Below are 16,832 nucleotides of genomic sequence, written 5' to 3' on the forward strand. Positions count from 1 at the left end.
TTAGCTTGGCTGGCCGCGGCGATCGCCATGTTCTGCAGTAGCTGGATCTGGGCGGCGGACGTGCCGGGCAGCCAGGATCTCGAGGTGTTGCCACGCTTCCCGGCGAGCCAGATCGTCGCCTATCGGAGTACCCCGGACGTAGAGCGTATCTACCCGCAAGGCGCCGTTCGCCGTATCAGCGGTCGTTTGCGCTACGAGCGTGAAGTGCTGGCGGAAGGGCAGCTACAGGCCGTGACCTACCAACTGCCGAGTACCCACAGTGCTGACCAGGTGTTTGACCAGGCGCGCAAGGCTCTGCTGGCAGGCGGTGCCGAGCTGCTGTACTGGTGTCAGGGCCGTGAATGCGGGTCGAGCAGCCTGTGGGCCAATGCAGTGTTCGGCGATGCCACGCTGTACGGCTCGGACAACCAGCAGGCCTATGCCCTGTTGCGCCTGGCCGAGCCCCGGCATGAAAGCCTGGTGGCGCTGTATAGCATCACCCGCGGCAATCGCCGCGCCTACCTGCATGCCGAGCAGCTCGACGCCAAAAGCGCTCTGGGCAGGCTGTTGTCGACGCCCGCCACCCTGCTGCGTCAGCTACGCAGCGAGGGCGTGTTGAGTCTGTCGCAAGACGCCACACCCGATGCCGAGTGGAGCCGCCTGCTGGCGCGTACCCTCAATCTCGACAGCACCCTGCGCGTCAGTCTCAGCGGCGCCCGGGCTGAGGACTGGCGTGAGGCGCTGATTGCTCAGCGCGTACGTGAGGCCCGCCTGGAACTGGGCGAGGGGCAGGAAGGTACATTGCAGGTCAGGCTATTGCGCTAGCAGGCCGTTGAAAGACTACTTCGGCTTTGGCTTCCTGCGTCCATGCAGTCGTCGCCTACTTTTTTCAACGGCCTGCTAATATCGCCAGGTTCGTTTCCCAGGTTCCCCCCAGAGCGCCCGAGTCGGGCGCTCTGTCGTTGATATGATCAATCGAGGAGTTCGTCGCCATGGCCACCAATGATCGGCTGCTGGTGCAGATACTGCTGCTTGGCCTGCTGGCCGCCAGTCTCTGGGTGCTCGCACCCTTCTGGTCGGCGTTGTTCTGGGCCGCGCTGCTGGCGTTTGCCAGTTGGCCGCTGATGCGTAGGCTGAGCCTGCTGCTGGGTGGGCGTCTGTCCCTGGCAGCCGGTATTCTCACCGGCTGCTGGGTGTTGCTGGTGGCGGTGCCGTTGGTGTTGCTGGGGTTCAATCTGGCCGACCACATCAAGGATGCCAATGCCCTGATCAAGGATCTGCAGGTCGACGGCCTGCCACCGCCGCCTAGCTGGCTGGACAGCCTGCCGCTGGTGGGCCAGAGCCTGGCGGAGCTATGGCGCACCATCGATCAGCAGGGGGTGGCCTTCCTCGATACCCTGCGCCCCTATCTGGGGCAGGTCGGTAACTGGCTGCTGGCACGCAGCGCACGAATCGGCGGAGGCATGCTCGAGCTGGCCCTGAGCCTGGTGCTGGTGTTTTTCTTCTACCGTGACGGCCCGCGTCTGGCGGTGTTCGTGCGCAGCCTGCTGGAGCGGTTGATCGCCGAACGCGCCGATCATTATCTGGAGCTGGTGGCCGGTACGGTGCAGCGCGTGGTCAACGGCGTGATCGGCACCGCCGCAGCGCAGGCGCTGCTGGCCTATGTCGGGTTTCTCATCGCTGGCGTACCGGGCGCACTGTTGTTGGGGCTGCTGACCTTCGGTTGCAGCCTGATCATGGTGCCGCCGCTGATCTGGGGGCCAGCCGTGGCCTGGCTGGTGTGGCAGGGCGAGATCGGCATGGCGATCTTCCTCGGCATCTGGGGCTTCTTCGTGATCAGCGGCGTGGACAACATCCTCAAGCCCTATCTGATCAGTCGTGGCGGCAACCTGCCCTTGGTGGTGGTGCTGCTCGGCGTGTTCGGCGGCATTCTGGCCTTCGGCTTCATGGGTCTGTTCCTCGGCCCGACCCTGCTGGCAGTGGCCTACAGCCTGCTCAGCGACTGGGTGGCGGACAAGGCGCCAACCAGCGAGGCCATGACAGAAAAGGCGCTGCCCAGCGAGGAGTCGCGTGGCTGATCAGCCCTGCTCGCGTTCGTATTTGTCCAGCGTGTCCCGGGCGATCTGGCGGCCGAGCATGATCAGCTCCGGTGCCTTGTAGAACTCGAAGAAGCGGCAGACGCGCTTGGGCACGTTGACCAGGATGTCCGGCGGGTAACCGGCGATCTTGTATTGCGCCAGCGAGGTCTGCATCACCTCGACGCTCTGGTTGATCAGCTCGAGCAACGACGCCGGGCCGCTGAACTCGGCGATGCGCGAGCCACTGGCAGACTTGGGCGCGGGGCTGTCCTCGGTCTGGCTGGGGGCTGCCGGCACGCTGGTGGCGTTGGCCTGGCGCTGTTCGTCGGCCAGCAGCAGGCTGTCATCGTCCTTGCGCTTGAAACTGGGCAGGCGGGCACCGAGCGAGGCCATCAACAGGTCGATACGCCCCTTGAGTGCAGGCGGGCGCTCGATCACCGGCAGGCTGTAGCGCAACTGGTTGGTGGCGTTGAGGTTGACCGCCACGATCAGGTCGCAATGGCTGGACACCACCGGCACGATCGGCAGCGGGTTGAGCAGGCCACCATCGACCAGCACGCGCTTGCCCTGGATCACTGGCGTGAACAGGCTGGGGATGGCGGCCGAGGCGCGCATGGCCTGGTGCAGGCAGCCCTCCTGGAACCAGATTTCCTGCTGGTTGGTGAGGTCGGTGGCCACGGCTGTGAAGGGAATCGATAGCTGTTCGATGTCGATGTCGCCGACGATCTCGTGGATGCGCCCGAACACCCGTTCACCGCGAATCGCGCCGAGACGGAAGCTGACATCGAGCAGGCGCAGCACGTCGAGATAATCCAGGCTTTCGATCCATTGGCGATACTGGTCGAGCTTGCCAGCGGCGAAAATGCCGCCGACCACCGCCCCCATGGAACAACCCGCGATGCAGCCGATTTCGTAGCCGCGTGCTTGCAGTTCGTCAATCACACCGATGTGTGCGTAGCCACGCGCACCACCGGAGCCCAGTACCAGTGCGACTCTCTTGCTCATCACTGTTTCCCCCGAATTCAGCCCCGACCTTACCCTTCGCCGTGTGCGGCGCCAAGGCACCTTTTGCTAGAATTCGCCGCCAAGTCGTCCCTGCCGGAGCATGCAATGAGCGAGCCGATCCGTTTGACCCAATACAGCCATGGTGCCGGATGCGGCTGCAAGATTTCCCCCAAGGTGCTGGAAGTGATACTGGCCGGCAGCGGCGCACAGCATCTCGACCCGCGTCTGTGGGTCGGCAATGCCTCGCGTGACGACGCGGCGGTCTACGCCATCGACGAGGAACGCGGGGTGGTCTCGACCACCGATTTCTTCATGCCCATCGTCGACGATCCCTTCGATTTCGGCCGTATCGCCGCCACCAACGCCATCAGTGACATCTACGCCATGGGTGGCGACCCGCTGATGGCCATTGCCATCCTTGGCTGGCCGGTCAACGTGTTGGCCCCGGAAGTGGCGCGCGAGGTGATTCGGGGTGGCCGCGCCATCTGCGACGAAGCCGGCATCCCCTTGGCCGGCGGCCATTCGATCGATGCCCCGGAGCCGATCTTCGGCCTGGCCGTGACCGGCCTGGTGGAAAAACGCCACCTCAAACGCAACGATACCGCCAGCGTCGGCTGCAAGTTGTACCTGACCAAGCCGCTGGGCATCGGCATTCTCACCACCGCCGAGAAGAAGGCCAGGCTGCGTGCCGAAGATGTCGGCCTGGCCCGTGACTGGATGTGCACCCTGAACAAGCCCGGCAGCCGTTTCGGCAAGCTCGAAGGGGTTTGCGCCATGACCGATGTGACCGGTTTCGGCCTGCTCGGCCATCTGGTGGAAATGGCCGATGGCAGCGGCCTCAGCGCCCGCGTCGAGTTCGCTCGCGTACCGCGTCTGGCCGGCGTGGAACATTACCTGGAGCAGGGCTGCATCCCGGGTGGCACGTTGCGCAACTTCGACAGCTATGGTGAACGCATCGCACCGCTGCCCGAGCTGGTCAAGTTGCTGCTGTGTGATCCGCAGACCAGTGGCGGCCTGCTGATCGCGGTGATGCCTGAAGGCGAGGCCGAGTTTCTCGCCACGGCTGCCGAGCTGGGGCTGGATCTGTCCCCCATCGGCGAGCTGGTGGAGCGACAGCGTCACGCGGTCGAGGTGTACTGATGCGCGACGATTGCACCGACTACCGCGAACTTTTCCTGCATGACTGGCCGCTTATGGATACGCGTGCTCCCGTGGAGTTCGCCAAAGGCGCCTTTCCGGGGGTGATCAACTTGCCGCTGATGACCGATATCGAGCGGCAGAAGGTGGGCACCTGCTACAAGCAGCAGGGCCAGCAGGCGGCCATCGAACTGGGCCACCGACTGGTCAGCGGGCGCACCAAGGCCGAGCGTATCGAGGCCTGGGTAACGTTTGCCAAGGCCAATCCCGAGGGTTACCTGTACTGCTTCCGCGGTGGTCTGCGTTCGCAGATCGTCCAGCAGTGGCTCAAGAGCGAGGCCGGCATCGACTACCCGCGCGTGGTCGGCGGCTACAAGGCGCTGCGCAGCTTCCTCCTGCATACCACCGAACAGGCGCTGCAGGAGTGCACTTTCGTGCTGGTCGGCGGCATGACCGGCACCGGCAAGACCGAGGTGATCGCGCAACTGGCCAATGCCGTGGATCTGGAAGGCCACGCCAACCACCGTGGCTCCAGCTTCGGCAAGCGGGCCAGCGCCCAGCCGGCGCAGATCGACTTCGAGAATGCCTTGGCCATCGACCTGCTCAAGCGTCGTGCTCGCGGCCAGCAGCAGTTCGTGCTGGAGGACGAGGCGCGCCTGATCGGCCGTTGCTCCTTGCCGTTGCCGCTGCACCAGGGTATGCAGCATTACCCGCTGGTATGGCTGGAAGACAGTCTGCAGAATCGCATCGAGCGTATCCTCCAGGCCTACGTGGTGGAGTTGTGCGCGGAGTTCGTCGCGCAACAGGGCGAGGAGGCGGGCTTTGCCGCCTATGCCGCGCGCTTGCGCGAAAGCCTGGCCAACATCACCCGGCGCCTGGGCGGCGAGCGTTACCAGCGCCTCGCCGCGATCATGGATCAGGCCTTGGTCGAGCAGGAAGCCGACGGCCAGGTAGACACTCACCGTGGCTGGATCGAAGCTCTGCTGGTGGAGTATTACGATCCCATGTACGTGTTCCAGCGCGAGAGCAAGGCGGGGCGTATCGAATTCGCCGGTGAGCAGCAAGCCGTGGTGCAATACTTGCGTGAACGAAACGGCGAGTGAGCCGGGCACTTTCGTTGTGTTGCAGCGTCATAGGCTGGGCCAAGTCCGTAGTCATATCCGTTCGAGGAGTGTGGTCGATGAAACACTGGATCTGTTTGCCGCTGCTGGCGGTCGCGCTGAGTGGCTGCGCCGGCAAGACCGTTTACCGGGATACCTGTGCCAACCAACTGGATGCCGCCTGGAAGGAACTGAGCATCGCCGAGGCCGAGGGCTTCGCCGGTACGGTGAGCTACTCCAAGGCGCTGTCGTTGCTGACTGCGGCCAAGACTCAGCAGCAGTTCGAGGCCTATGAGGGCTGCGTCAGCAAGGCCGAGCGGGCGCGCTTCTATATTCGCGAATCGCGAGCAGGGCGCTGATGCAGCTCGATTTCGCTTCGCTCAGCCCGCTGGAGGCCTATCGCTGGCTGGCCTCCAGCATCACGCCCAGACCCATCGCCTGGGTCTCCACCCGCTCGCCCGAGGGCGTGGCCAACCTGGCACCGTTCAGCTTCTTCCAGATCATCAGCGACAATCCCGCCACCGTGCTGGTCAACGTCAATACCCGTGACGATGGCAGCCTCAAGGACAGCCTGCGCAATGCCCAGGCCAGCGGTGAACTGGCGATTCAACTGGTCAGCTTCGCGCAGGCCGAAGCGATGAATGCCAGCGCAGCGGTTCTGCCGCCCGAGGTCAGCGAGTTCGCGCACGGCGCCATTGCCAGCTTGCCTTGCGAACGTATCGACGTGCCGCGCGTCGCGGGAGCAGCGGTGACCTTCGAGTGCCGTGTGGCGCAGATCCAGCCGTATCCGCCTGAACGGCCCAACTGCCACCTGATCTTCGCCGAAGTGCTGTTGGCACATATCGACGACGCCGTGCTCAATGAGCAGGGGCGCATCGACCCACTGCGGCTCGACCTGGTGGGGCGCCTGGGCGGCAGTGCTTACTGCCGTACGACCGAGCTGTTCCATCTGCAGCGCCCCTGATAGCACAAAAGCGACATCTTCTTAGCTGTTCAGGCCAATCGCCTGCCGGCTGGCTTGTCGCTTGCAGGTCTACACTCCTACTGTCAACGTTTGGACGTTCGTTCTGGGGAGTGGTCGATGGCAAGGTCGTTGAGTGGTCGTTTGGCCAGTCTTAGCACGGTCACCAAACTGATGCTGGGATTTTCTCTGGTGCTGGCACTCACCGTACTGGTGGCGCTGACCGGCCTGCTGGCCCTGCGGGAGGTCAATGCTGGGGCCGAGCGCCTGGAACGCATGGCTGTGCTGGGCGATCAGGTGTTGCGCATGCGCACCACGGAGCAGGGATTCGCCCTGAACGGCGACAAGGCGCAGGCCGAGCGCCTGCAGCAGCAGGTCGAGAGCATCCTGCAGAGCAGCCAGGCGCTGCGCAGCGAACTGGGGGGCGACAGCGCCGAGGCTTTGACGCAACTCGAGCCGCTGCTCGACCAGTACCGCACCGCCTTTCAGCATTACGTGGAGCAGACCGATGGCATGCAGCTCGCGCTGGATGCCGCCGACTGGCTGGTGGTCAGCGCCGCCAACAGCCTGGATCTGCTGCAGGAGGGCATGACCGAGGACGGCGTCGATCTGCTCAAGTCGAGCCAGGGGCAGCAAGGCGGTCTTTCGGTGCAGCAGGCCGTGCAGGTGGGCAAGATCCATCAATTGCTGCTGCAGGCGATGGGGGAGGCGCGCAAACGCCTGGAGGCCAGTCGTCGTGATGGCGAGGCCGCCGACGAGCAGATTGCCGAGGCCGTCGAGGCACAGCAACTCGCGGCCAGCCTGCGCGACGCCCTGGAGGATCCCGGCTATGCAGCGGTGTTGGCCGATGTGGTGGTCAACGTCGATTCCTTCACCGAACGCCTCAAGGAATATTCCACGCTGCTGCAGCAGCAGAAAAAGGTCTATCAGCAGTTGGTGAGCACCGCCGAGGCCATGCTTACCCAGCTCGATCGCGTACAGAGCCTACAGCGCGAGGTGATGCACGGCGAACAACGCACCAGCAGTGGTTTGATCGTCCTGGTGGCGGCCTTGGCCCTGCTGCTGGGGCTGTGTGCCGCGTTGCTGATCAGCAAGCTGATCGTGCGTCCGCTGCGCCAGGTGATCACCCAGGCCGAGCGCATTGCCGCCGGTGATCTGAGCGTACAACTGGATGTGTCGCGTGACGATGAGGTGGGTCAACTGCTCGCCGCGATGCAGAGCATGGCCAGCAATCTACGCAACATGGTGGGGCGCCTGCAGGGCGGGGTGGAGCGGATCTCCGCGGCGGCCCAGGCGCTTTCCGGTGTCACCGAGCAGACGCGTCTGGGCGTCAATGGGCAGAAAGCGGAAACCGACCAGGTGGCGACTGCCATGAGTCAGATGGCGGCCACGGTGCATGAGGTGGCGCGCAACGCCGAGGTGGCGGCCGCCGCCACGCGCAACGCCGAGGAGCGAGTTGGCGCGGGCAACCAGGTGGTCGGGCAGACGCTGCAGCGTGTCGACCAGTTGGCCAAGGCGATGAATACCACGACGGCCAGCATCGAGCGCCTGAGCCAGGATGCGCAGCGCATCGATGCGGTGCTCGACGTGATCAAGAGCGTGGCCGAGCAGACCAACCTGCTGGCGCTCAATGCGGCCATCGAGGCAGCGCGAGCGGGCGAACAGGGTCGTGGTTTCGCCGTGGTCGCCGATGAGGTGCGTGCCCTGGCCCGGCGTACCCAGCAATCCACCGCCGAGATCGAGACGCTGATTGCCACGCTGCGTGAGGGTACCCAGCGTACCGTGCAGGACATGCAGCAGAGCGCCAGCCTGGTAACCCACGCGGTGACCGATGCCAACCAGACCGAAAGCGCGCTGTCGGCCATTTCCGAAGCGGTGGCGCAGATCTTCGACATGAATCAGCAGATCGCCGCTGCCGCCGAGGAGCAGACCGCCGTGGCCGAGGAGATCAACCGCAGCGTCACCTCCATCCGCGACATCGCCGACCAGTCGGCCGTGGCGATGGACGAGACGGCGGCGGCCAGCACCCAACTGGCCGAGCTGGGCCGCGAGCTGCAGGGCATGGCCGGGCAGTTCAGGCTCTGAATGGTGGTGACGGGCGGCAAAGGACTGGGCCGTCACAGTTTCGTGAGCAAAGGTTACATGGCGCTTTGCCCGGCTCGGGCAGCCCAGTAGCATCGGCAGCCTGGACGCGAGGAGCCGATGATGCGAAGTAAACTGGATGCCTGTCTCGATGCGGTCAATCAGGTGCTGCTGGGCAAGGAAGGGCAGGTGCGCCTGGCACTGGCCTGCCTCCTGGCCCGTGGCCACCTGCTGATCGAGGATCTGCCCGGGATGGGCAAGACGACCCTCAGCCACGCCCTGGCGCGCGTGCTGGGGTTGAGCTTTCAGCGGATCCAGTTCACCTCCGACCTGTTGCCCGGCGACATTCTCGGCACCTCGGTGTTCGACAAGGAAAGCGGCCAGTTCGTCTTCCACCCCGGGCCGATCTTCGCCGAGCTGGTGCTGGCCGATGAGATCAACCGCGCCACGCCCAAGAGCCAGAGCGCGCTGCTTGAAGCCATGGAGGAGGGCCAGGTCACCATCGAAGGTGCCACCCGGCCCTTGCCCGAGCCGTTCTTCGTCATCGCCACGCAGAACCCGGTGAGCAGCGGCGGCACCTTCGCCCTGCCGGAATCGCAGCTCGACCGCTTCCTCATGCGTTTGTCGCTGGGTTATCCGGCGCAGGCTGCCGAACGGGCGCTGTTGCTGGGGGATGCACGGCGGGATCTGCTGCCGCGCCTTGAACCTATCCTTGATCATGCCGAACTGGCCCGCCTGCAGGCCGAGGTGCCCAAGGTGCGTGCCAGTGACGCCCTGGTGGATTACGTGTTGCGCCTGGTCGAGGCAACGCGCAGTCAGCCGCAGTTCGCCTGGGGCCTGTCGCCGCGCGCCAGCCTGGCCTTGCTCGCGGCGGCACGGGCCTGGGCGTTGCTGGCCGAGCGCGACTACGTGATCCCCGAAGATGTGCAGGCGGTATTGCCGGCCGTGGCGGGGCACCGCCTGCGCGAGCGCGCCGACCCAACTGGGCATGGCGGCGGCAGCCTGGTGCAATGGCTGCTGCGTGAAGTGCCTGCGCTCTGATGCGCCGCCTGCTCAAACCGTATTGGTCACGCTGGTTGGCCCGGCGCATTCCGCCGGCAGCCAGCGTGCGTCTCGATCAGCGGCGTATCTTCATTCTGCCCAGCGCGGTGGGCGGCATTTTCGCCCTGGTGCTGCTGCTGATGTTGCTGGTGGCGATCAACTACCAGAACAGCCTGGCCTATGGCCTGACCTTTCTGCTGGCGGCGGTATTCGTCGTCGCCATCTTGCATACCTATCGCAATCTGGCCGGCCTGGAGCTCAGAGCCGGTGGCGCGGCGGCGGCATTCGTCGGTGAGCAGGCCGCATTTCGCCTGCGCCTGCACAGCCAGGGCCGTGAGCACCAGGCCGTGGCCCTGGGCTGGCCACCGGCCGCCTTGCAACTGGCCGACGTGCCGGCGCAGGGGCAGGTGGAGCTGGAACTGAGCCTCGCCACCGAACGGCGCGGCTGGTTACGACCGCCGCGCTTGCGTGTCGAGAGTCGCTTTCCGCTGGGGCTGCTGGTGGCCTGGAGCTGGGTCGACCTGGATCAGCCGGTGCTGGTCTACCCGCGCCCGCTGGAAGGTGAGCTGCCGCTGGCCGCAGGGCTGGCCGAAGAGGAAGAGGACGGGCAGCAGGTGCGCGGCCAGGGTGCCGACGACTTCCAAGGGCTGCGCAGCTATCAGCCGGGTGACTCCAAGCGCCGCCTGGCGTGGAAGGCCTATTCCCGTGGCCATGGCTTGCAGGTCAAGGAGTTCGCCACGCTCAGCGGGCGCGAGCCATGGCTGGACTTCGACAGCCTGGGCGGCGACCTGGAAAGGCGCCTGTCGCTGCTCTGCCACTGGGTGCTGCAGCTCAGTGCTCGGCAGCAGCCGTTCGGCCTGCACCTGCCCGGGCAGGTGATCGAAGTTGGGCAGGGTGACGCGCACCGCGAACGTTGTCTGCGTGCCCTGGCGCTGTTTGGGAGCAAGTGATGAGCCAGCCACTGATCCCGCGTATCGCCCTGACCTGGCTGCTGGTGGCACAGGTGCTGGTGATCGCCCCGCACTTGCTGCATCTGCCGCTGTGGGTGGCGGGGCTGTGGCTGGTCGCGGCATTCTGGCGGGTGCAGATCTTTCGCATGCGCCTGCGCCATCCCGGCAATCTGGCCAAGGGCCTGTTGCTGGCTGCGGTGATCGGCGGCATCTTCGCCTCACGGGGGACGCTGGTGGGCATGGAAGCGGCCACCGTGCTGCTGATCTGCACCTTCATCCTCAAGCTGGTGGAGATGCGCAGCCGGCGCGATGCCCTGGTGCTGATCTTCCTCGGTTTCTTCTGCGTGGTGACCTCCTACCTGTTCGAGGACGGTATTGTTGCCGCCCTGTACAGCCTGCTGCCGGTTCTGGCATTGCTGGCGGCGCTGCTTGGCCTGCAGCAGAGCGCCTTTGCCCGGCGCCCCTGGGCCACCTTGCGCCTGGCGGCCAGCCTGATGCTGCAGGCCGTGCCTCTGATGCTGCTGTTGTTCCTGTTCTTCCCGCGCCTGGGGCCGTTATGGTCACTGCCAATGCCCAGCGACAAGGGCATCACCGGGCTGGCCGAGAGCATGACACCAGGGGATATCGCCGAGCTCAGCCGCTCCCCGGCGCTGGCCTTTCGCGCCAGCTTCGACGGCCCCATGCCGCCACGCAGCGAACTCTACTGGCGCGCCCTGACCCTGGAGCATTTCGACGGTCGGCGCTGGTCGCAGTCCGGCCAGGCGGCCATCCCTCGTGCCCCGCAGTGGCAGGCCCGTGGTGAGGCGGTCGAGTACAGTATCGTCATGCAGCCGAGCAACAGGCCCTGGCTGTTCACTCTGGACGTGGCCCAGATCAATCCGGAAGACAGCCGCATGATGAGCGATTTTCGCTGGCAGCGGCGCAGCCCGGTGGATCGTCCCTTGCTCTACCAGGCGCGCTCCTGGCCACAGGCGCTGCGCGAGGCACAGGCCGATCCGCAACTGTTGCGGCGCGACCTGCAACTGCCGTCAGAGGGGGAGCCGCGCACCCGTGAATGGGCCGAGCAGCTCAGGCGCCAGTATCCGCAGGACGATGCGCTGGTCGCGGCGCTGTTGCAGCATTTCAAGCGCCAGCCCTATCACTACACCCTGCGCCCGCAACCCCTGGGCCAGAATGCCATCGACGCTTTTCTCTTCGACACTCGTGCCGGCTTCTGCGCGCACTATGCCGGCGCCATGACCTTCGTGCTGCGCGCCGCCGGTATTCCCGCAAGGGTGGTGGCCGGATATCAGGGTGGCGAGCTGAACCCCGGCGGCAATTACCTGCTGGTGCGTCAGCTCGATGCCCACGCCTGGGTCGAGTACTGGCAGCCAGGGCAGGGCTGGCGCAGCGTCGACCCGACCTTCCAGGTGGCGCCGGAGCGGGTCGAGCAAGGGCTTGCAGAGGCTTTGGGAGAAGACGAAGCCTTTCTCGAGGATCAGCCCTTCTCGCCATTGCGCTATCGCAACCTGACCTGGCTCAATCAGTTGCGCCTGCAATGGGATAGCCTCAACTATGGTTGGCAGCGCTGGGTGCTGGGCTACCAGGGCGAGCAGCAGGTGCAGGTGTTGCAGCGCTGGTTCGGCAGCCTGGATTGGCAGCGCCTGGCACTGGCGCTGGTCGGTAGCGGAGCCTTGCTCGTCGGGCTTCTGGCACTCTGGCTGCTGAAGCCCTGGCAGCGCCGGGAGGATCCGCAGCGCCAGCTCTGGCGTCGCTTCCAGCGTATGCTGGCGCGCCACGGGGTGATGCCAACTGCGGGCGAGGGCATGCGCAGCTATGCCGCGCGTGCCGAGCGCGCTCTACCCGAACAGGCGGTGTTGATTCGCACCTTCGCCGAGCAATACGAGCGCCAGCGTTATGCCGGGCAGGCCATACCGGCTGCGGTGTTGCGACGGATCTTGCGTGAGCTGAGGCGGGCCTTGCCATGGCGTCGCCGTGTTGTAGCCAAAGAGAGGGAGTGAGGTGATGAGCGCTTTCGTCGATAGCACTGTCGAGCAGCTTCTGGCGCTGCAGGTGCGTTTGTATGCCTGTCGTGCGCGCCTGGTAGAGGCCACCGACGACGAGGCCCTGCACGATCTGCGGATTACCTTGCGGCGGATGCGCAGCCTGCTCAGGCCCTTGCGTGGCCTGCCCACGGTGGACAGCCTGGAACAGGCCGCTGCCGCCTTGGGGCGCCTGACCGGGCCATTGCGTGACCGCGAGGTGCTGCAGGCGCAGTTGCGCCAGCTCGGCGCGGGCGCCCCGGCCGATGCCATGGCCCGCGAGTTGGCGCCACGGCGGGCCGAGGTGGCCCTTACCCGGGAACTGGAGGATCTGCTGGCATTGCTCGATGCCTGGCCACAGCGTTGGCGCCAGGCCGCTGCCAATGCCGAGCTGGATCACCTGCCGCGTCGCATCCAGCGCCGCTTGCAGCGCCAGCAGCAGCGTCTGGCGTTGGCCCTGCGCGACCCGGCGCACGACCGCCATCGGCTGCGCCTGTTGATCAAGCGGGTACGCTACGCCGCCGAGGCCTACCCGCGGGAGTCTGGGCTGAGCCGCCGTGCACTGGCGCATTTGAAGCACGCGCAGGGCGCGCTGGGTGACTGGCACGACAACCTGCAATGGCTGGCCCTGGCGGAAACGGAACCTGCGCTCGCGCCTTACCGGGCAGTCTGGCAAGCGGCGATGCAGGCCGCCGAGCAGCAAGCCGACGACAGCCTCCTGGTATTGCGGGTGGACTTTGTTCTGGCCGACTGAGCGCCGAACCTAGGCTGGGTTTGCACTGGGCGCGACGGTGATATTTTCGCCGTCTGTTTGGCCGATGTGGCCTGCTGGCCAGGGCATCACATGCCCTAAGATCAGAGCCTTTCCCGTATTCGAGGTATTCATGACCTTTTCCGAGTTGCTGCAAGCTGTGCGCAACCAACCCGACGCATTGCTGATTCCCGCTACCTGGGCCCAGGGCCGTGCCGGTTTCGGTGGCCTGGTCGCCGCGCTGGCCTACGAGGTGATGTGCGCCAAGGTGCCGGTAGGGCGCCCTGTGCGTTCCTTGGCCATCACCTTCGTTGGACCGGTGGTGCCTGAGGTGCCGGTATGCTTCGAGGCCGAGGTGCTGCGTGAGGGCAAGGCGGTCAGCCAGATGGCCCTGCGCGCGACCCAGGAGGGTCAGGTGGTGACCCTGGTGCAGGGCAGCTTCGGTGCGGCGAGAGAGTCTGCAATCGAAGTGGCGCCGCTATCGGCACCGAGCATGAAGGCAGTGGAGCAGTGCCAAGAGCTGCCCTACATCCGCAATGTCACCCCCGAATTCACCCGTTACCTGGCCATGCGCTGGGGGATCGGCGGCATGCCCTTCAGCAACAACCCCTCACGGCAGATGGGCGGTTGGGTGCGTCTGAAGGGCGAAACCGAAGCGCAAGCGCTTACCGAGGCGCACCTGCTGGCCCTGGTCGACGCCTGGCCACCTGCCGTGCTGCAGCATCTGAAGAGCCCGGCTCCGGGTAGTTCATTGACCTGGACCATCGAGTTCGTCCAGCCGCTGCATGACCTGAGCACCGAGCAATGGTGCCTGTACCACGCCGAGATCGAGCACGCGCGCGATGGTTACGGCCATGTCGCTGCCGGGCTGTGGAGCCCGAGCGGCGAGTTGATCGCACTGAGCCGGCAGACGGTCACGGTGTTCGGCTGATCACAGCTTGAGCTGACCGATGGCGCGGCTGAGCTGGCCCGCCAGTTCGGCCAGTTGCTGGCTGGTGGCGGCGGACTCCAGGGTCTGCCCCACGGTCTGCTCGGTGACGTCGCGGATGCCCACCACCGAGCGGCTCATTTCCTCGGCCACCTGGCTCTGCTGGTTGGCCGCCACAGCGATTTGCGTGTTGCTTTCGCGCATCAGCGCAACGGCCGCGGTGATCGCAGCCAGCGACTCGCCCGCTTCCTGAGCAAGCTGCACGCAATGGGTGGCGTTCTCCGAACTCTCACGCATGAACTCCACGGCATCGCGGGTGCCGCCTTGCAAGTTGCCGATCATCTGGGTGATCTCATCGGTTGAGCTCTGCACACGTTTGGCCAGATTACGCACCTCATCGGCCACCACGGCGAAGCCGCGACCCATTTCGCCAGCCCGCGCCGCCTCGATGGCAGCATTGAGTGCCAGTAGATTGGTCTGCTCGGCGATGCCATGGATCACCGCCACCACCTGGCTGATGCGCTGGCTGTCCTCGGCCAGGCGCTCGATGCTGCCGGCGCTCTGGCGTACCCCTTGCGACAGGGCGTCGATGGATTGCTCGACGCGCTCGACCACCTGCTGGCCAGCACGGGCGAGCTGATCGGCGCTGAGCGACTGGTCACGGGTGGTGCTGGCGTGTTCGGCGATGTGCTGCACCGTGGCGGACATCTCGTTGATCGCGGTGGCGGCCTGGTCGGTTTCGCTCTGCTGGGCGAGCATGCCCTGGCGCACACTACCCATGTGTCGCGCCAGGCTGCTGGTGCCGCTGTCCAGTTCACCAGCCACCTGGCCCACGGTGCCGACCACGCGCTGGTAACCGGCCTGCATGGCGTTGAAGGCGGCGGCCATCTGGCCTACTTCGTCGCGGCTGGAGAGCGGTACACGCAGGGACAGGTCGCCACTGCGCTCGGCCTGCAGCATGACGTCCTTGAGCGTGTTGAGGTGGCTGAGCAGAAAGCGGATCAGCAGTTGCGAGGCCGCCAGCAGCAGGAGCATCAGCAGGGCGACGGCCAGTGCATAGCTGGCGGCATGCTCGCCGAACAGTTGCAGCAGACTTGGCGCCTTGACCTGCAGCGCAGCCTGGCGGCCGTCGGCCAACTTGAACCGCTGCGTACCAATGCTCGGTGAGTCGCTGAACCAGGCATCATGCTGCAGCGCTTGCCAGCCACTGGTATCGGCTTGGCCAGTGGCCTGGTCGAGGACTTTCAGTTCGGCCAGTTGCGGCAGGGGGCTTTGCGCTGGCCATTGCTGCAGCAGGCGTGCCTGCTGGCTGGCGGCCTGACGGGCGTCGTCGATGCGGGCCGATCGTTCGATATGCAAGGCGAACAGTACCAGCATCAGGGTGATGGCGAAGGCGACGGCGTTCACCGCCCAGAACTTGTATTTGAGGGAAAGATTGCTGATCCAGGCGCCCATGCTCATAGAGTCCATTTTCTTGCGATGATTATTAGGGTCTGTTGCCGTTTCGACGCGAGCCGCGTTGCTGCGCCAAATTGCGCCATGGCCGGGCGGCGTTCCGCGAGGCGTGGGATGCAGGTAATGGTCGTTCCCTTGCCAAATCCCACAACGACGCATGGCGCAATTTACCGCGCAACCCGCAGGGACGGGCCAGTTTTTGCGTGGTGCGTCGTTACTCGACGGCTCATTTGGGCGACCAAACTTCGCGTCTCGCGCCTAGCCCCACGCAAAAACTGGCTCCGTCGCGGCCGTGCGCGAAACGGCAACAGACCCTAGCTATTTGCCATCATTATGCCTCAGGCATCTGTCGGCGGCTTGACGTCAATCAAAGGTCGGCTGCGGCAACCTCAAGTATGGTCGGTAATGCGAAGAAGTCGCGAGCGGTTGCGCTGGTTTGTTTGGCCAGTGCTTCCTGGCTTTGCTGGCGGTGCAGGGCGACCTCGCGCAGCACCTCGGTGAGGAAGGCCGGTTCGTTGCGCCCGCTCTTGGGTTTGGGCCGCAGCGTGCGGGGCAGCAGGAAGGGCGAATCGGTTTCCAGCATCAGGCGCGCGCCGGGTATGTCCTTGAGCAGTGGGTGCAGGTGCGTGCCGCGCCGTTCGTCGCAGACCCAGCCAGTGATGCCGATGTGCAGGTCGAGGTCGAGATAGGCATACAGCGCCTTGCGCTCTCCGGTGAAGCAATGCACCACGGCAGCCGGCAGATGGTCGCGGTAGTCGCGCAGTATCTCCAGCAGACGCTGGCTAGCAGCACGCTCGTGGAGAAACACCGGCTTGCGCAACTGTGCCGCCAGCGCCAGTTGCGCCTCCAGGGCCTTTTCCTGCAAGGGGCGGGGTGAGAAGTCACGGTCGAAATCCAGGCCGCATTCGCCAACGGCGCGCACCTGGGGTTCGGCGAGCAGATCCTGCAGGGCATTGGCGGTCGCGGCGTTCCAGCTACTGGCATCGTGCGGGTGCACCCCGGCGGTGCTGAACAGGCGCTGGCCGCCAGCGTCCAACTGTCGGCAAAGCGCCAGGCTGGCCTCGCTTTCGGCGACACTGGTGCCGGTCAGCACCCACTGGCAGACACCGGCTGCCTGCGCGCGTTCCAACAAGGCCTCGGCCTGCGGAGCCAGGCTGGGGTGGGTGAGATTGACGCCGATATCGATGAGCTGCATGGTGCCACCTGAGCATTACCTGGGCGGAGCATAACAGATCTCCTCCGCCGCTCAGAAAAGCCATCATTTACAGGAACTTGTGTCGTGTTTTTAAGGTTGGAGAGAGCTTCGAGGTGGCGCAGTTCACCCAAGCTGTGCGACCCTCCGCC

General features: G+C 65.4%; 15 protein-coding genes. 12 read left to right on the plus strand and 3 right to left on the minus strand.

The features are described from left to right. Positions 1-27 precede the first annotated feature (27 nt). Positions 28-804, plus strand: a complete 777-nt coding sequence (locus PVE35_RS10670; RefSeq protein WP_268184311.1) for a DUF4892 domain-containing protein — start codon at positions 28-30, stop codon at positions 802-804. 167 nt (positions 805-971) lie between these two features. Continuing rightward, positions 972-2,057, plus strand: coding sequence for an AI-2E family transporter (locus PVE35_RS10675; RefSeq protein ID WP_268177689.1), 1,086 nt, complete (start codon positions 972-974; stop codon positions 2,055-2,057). Here PVE35_RS10675 and PVE35_RS10680 read toward each other — a convergent pair whose 3' ends face one another. Continuing rightward, positions 2,058-3,062, minus strand: a complete 1,005-nt coding sequence (locus PVE35_RS10680; RefSeq protein WP_268177688.1) for a patatin-like phospholipase family protein — start codon at positions 3,060-3,062, stop codon at positions 2,058-2,060. 105 nt (positions 3,063-3,167) lie between these two features. Here PVE35_RS10680 and selD point away from each other — a divergent pair, with 105 nt between their 5' ends. The 10 genes from selD to PVE35_RS10730 all read left to right on the plus strand — a co-directional run bounded on the left by selD (position 3,168) and on the right by PVE35_RS10730 (position 14,036). Further along, positions 3,168-4,202, plus strand: a complete 1,035-nt coding sequence (gene selD, locus PVE35_RS10685; protein WP_277374615.1) for a selenide, water dikinase SelD — start codon at positions 3,168-3,170, stop codon at positions 4,200-4,202. Then, positions 4,202-5,302: a tRNA 2-selenouridine(34) synthase MnmH gene (gene mnmH, locus PVE35_RS10690; protein WP_277374616.1), complete on the plus strand. Its 1,101-nt coding sequence runs from the start codon at positions 4,202-4,204 to the stop codon at positions 5,300-5,302. The genes selD and mnmH overlap by 1 nt, the downstream gene beginning before the upstream one ends. 77 nt (positions 5,303-5,379) lie before the next feature. After that, positions 5,380-5,658 carry a hypothetical protein gene (locus PVE35_RS10695; RefSeq protein WP_268177685.1) on the plus strand — a complete coding sequence of 93 codons (279 nt, stop codon included), beginning with the start codon at positions 5,380-5,382 and terminating at the stop codon, positions 5,656-5,658. Beyond that, positions 5,658-6,263, plus strand: coding sequence for a flavin reductase family protein (locus PVE35_RS10700; RefSeq protein ID WP_268177684.1), 606 nt, complete (start codon positions 5,658-5,660; stop codon positions 6,261-6,263). The genes PVE35_RS10695 and PVE35_RS10700 overlap by 1 nt, the downstream gene beginning before the upstream one ends. Positions 6,264-6,380: 117 nt before the next feature. After that, positions 6,381-8,345 carry a methyl-accepting chemotaxis protein gene (locus tag PVE35_RS10705; protein ID WP_277374617.1) on the plus strand — a complete coding sequence of 655 codons (1,965 nt, stop codon included), beginning with the start codon at positions 6,381-6,383 and terminating at the stop codon, positions 8,343-8,345. A 120-nt stretch (positions 8,346-8,465) separates the two neighbouring features. Next, positions 8,466-9,383: an AAA family ATPase gene (locus PVE35_RS10710; RefSeq protein WP_268177682.1), complete on the plus strand. Its 918-nt coding sequence runs from the start codon at positions 8,466-8,468 to the stop codon at positions 9,381-9,383. Beyond that, complete coding sequence (locus PVE35_RS10715; protein ID WP_268177681.1) at positions 9,383-10,333, plus strand: DUF58 domain-containing protein; 951 nt, start codon at positions 9,383-9,385, stop codon at positions 10,331-10,333. Before PVE35_RS10710 ends, PVE35_RS10715 begins: the two co-directional genes overlap by 1 nt. Beyond that, the gene (locus PVE35_RS10720) at positions 10,330-12,333 is read left to right on the plus strand and encodes a DUF3488 and DUF4129 domain-containing transglutaminase family protein (RefSeq protein ID WP_277374618.1); all 2,004 of its coding nucleotides are present in this window, start codon (positions 10,330-10,332) and stop codon (positions 12,331-12,333) included. Before PVE35_RS10715 ends, PVE35_RS10720 begins: the two co-directional genes overlap by 4 nt. 4 nt (positions 12,334-12,337) lie before the next feature. Continuing rightward, complete coding sequence (locus PVE35_RS10725; protein WP_277374619.1) at positions 12,338-13,108, plus strand: CHAD domain-containing protein; 771 nt, start codon at positions 12,338-12,340, stop codon at positions 13,106-13,108. A gap of 130 nt (positions 13,109-13,238) precedes the next feature. Beyond that, on the plus strand, positions 13,239-14,036 hold the full coding sequence (locus PVE35_RS10730) for a thioesterase family protein (protein ID WP_268177678.1): 798 nt from the start codon (positions 13,239-13,241) through the stop codon (positions 14,034-14,036). On the opposite strand, the gene PVE35_RS10735 is transcribed toward PVE35_RS10730, so the two are convergent. Together PVE35_RS10735 and PVE35_RS10740 are read right to left on the minus strand one after the other, a co-directional pair. Then, positions 14,037-15,488: a methyl-accepting chemotaxis protein gene (locus PVE35_RS10735; RefSeq protein ID WP_268177677.1), complete on the minus strand. Its 1,452-nt coding sequence runs from the start codon at positions 15,486-15,488 to the stop codon at positions 14,037-14,039. It abuts the gene before it with no gap. 367 nt (positions 15,489-15,855) lie between these two features. Further along, positions 15,856-16,683 (minus strand): TatD family hydrolase, encoded by an 828-nt coding sequence (locus PVE35_RS10740; protein ID WP_268177676.1) that lies wholly within the window; start codon positions 16,681-16,683, stop codon positions 15,856-15,858. Positions 16,684-16,832 lie beyond the last annotated feature (149 nt).

Origin of the sequence: Pseudomonas sp. AA-38 (genome assembly GCF_029457475.1) — a bacterium.
Taxonomy (GTDB): domain Bacteria; phylum Pseudomonadota; class Gammaproteobacteria; order Pseudomonadales; family Pseudomonadaceae; genus Aquipseudomonas.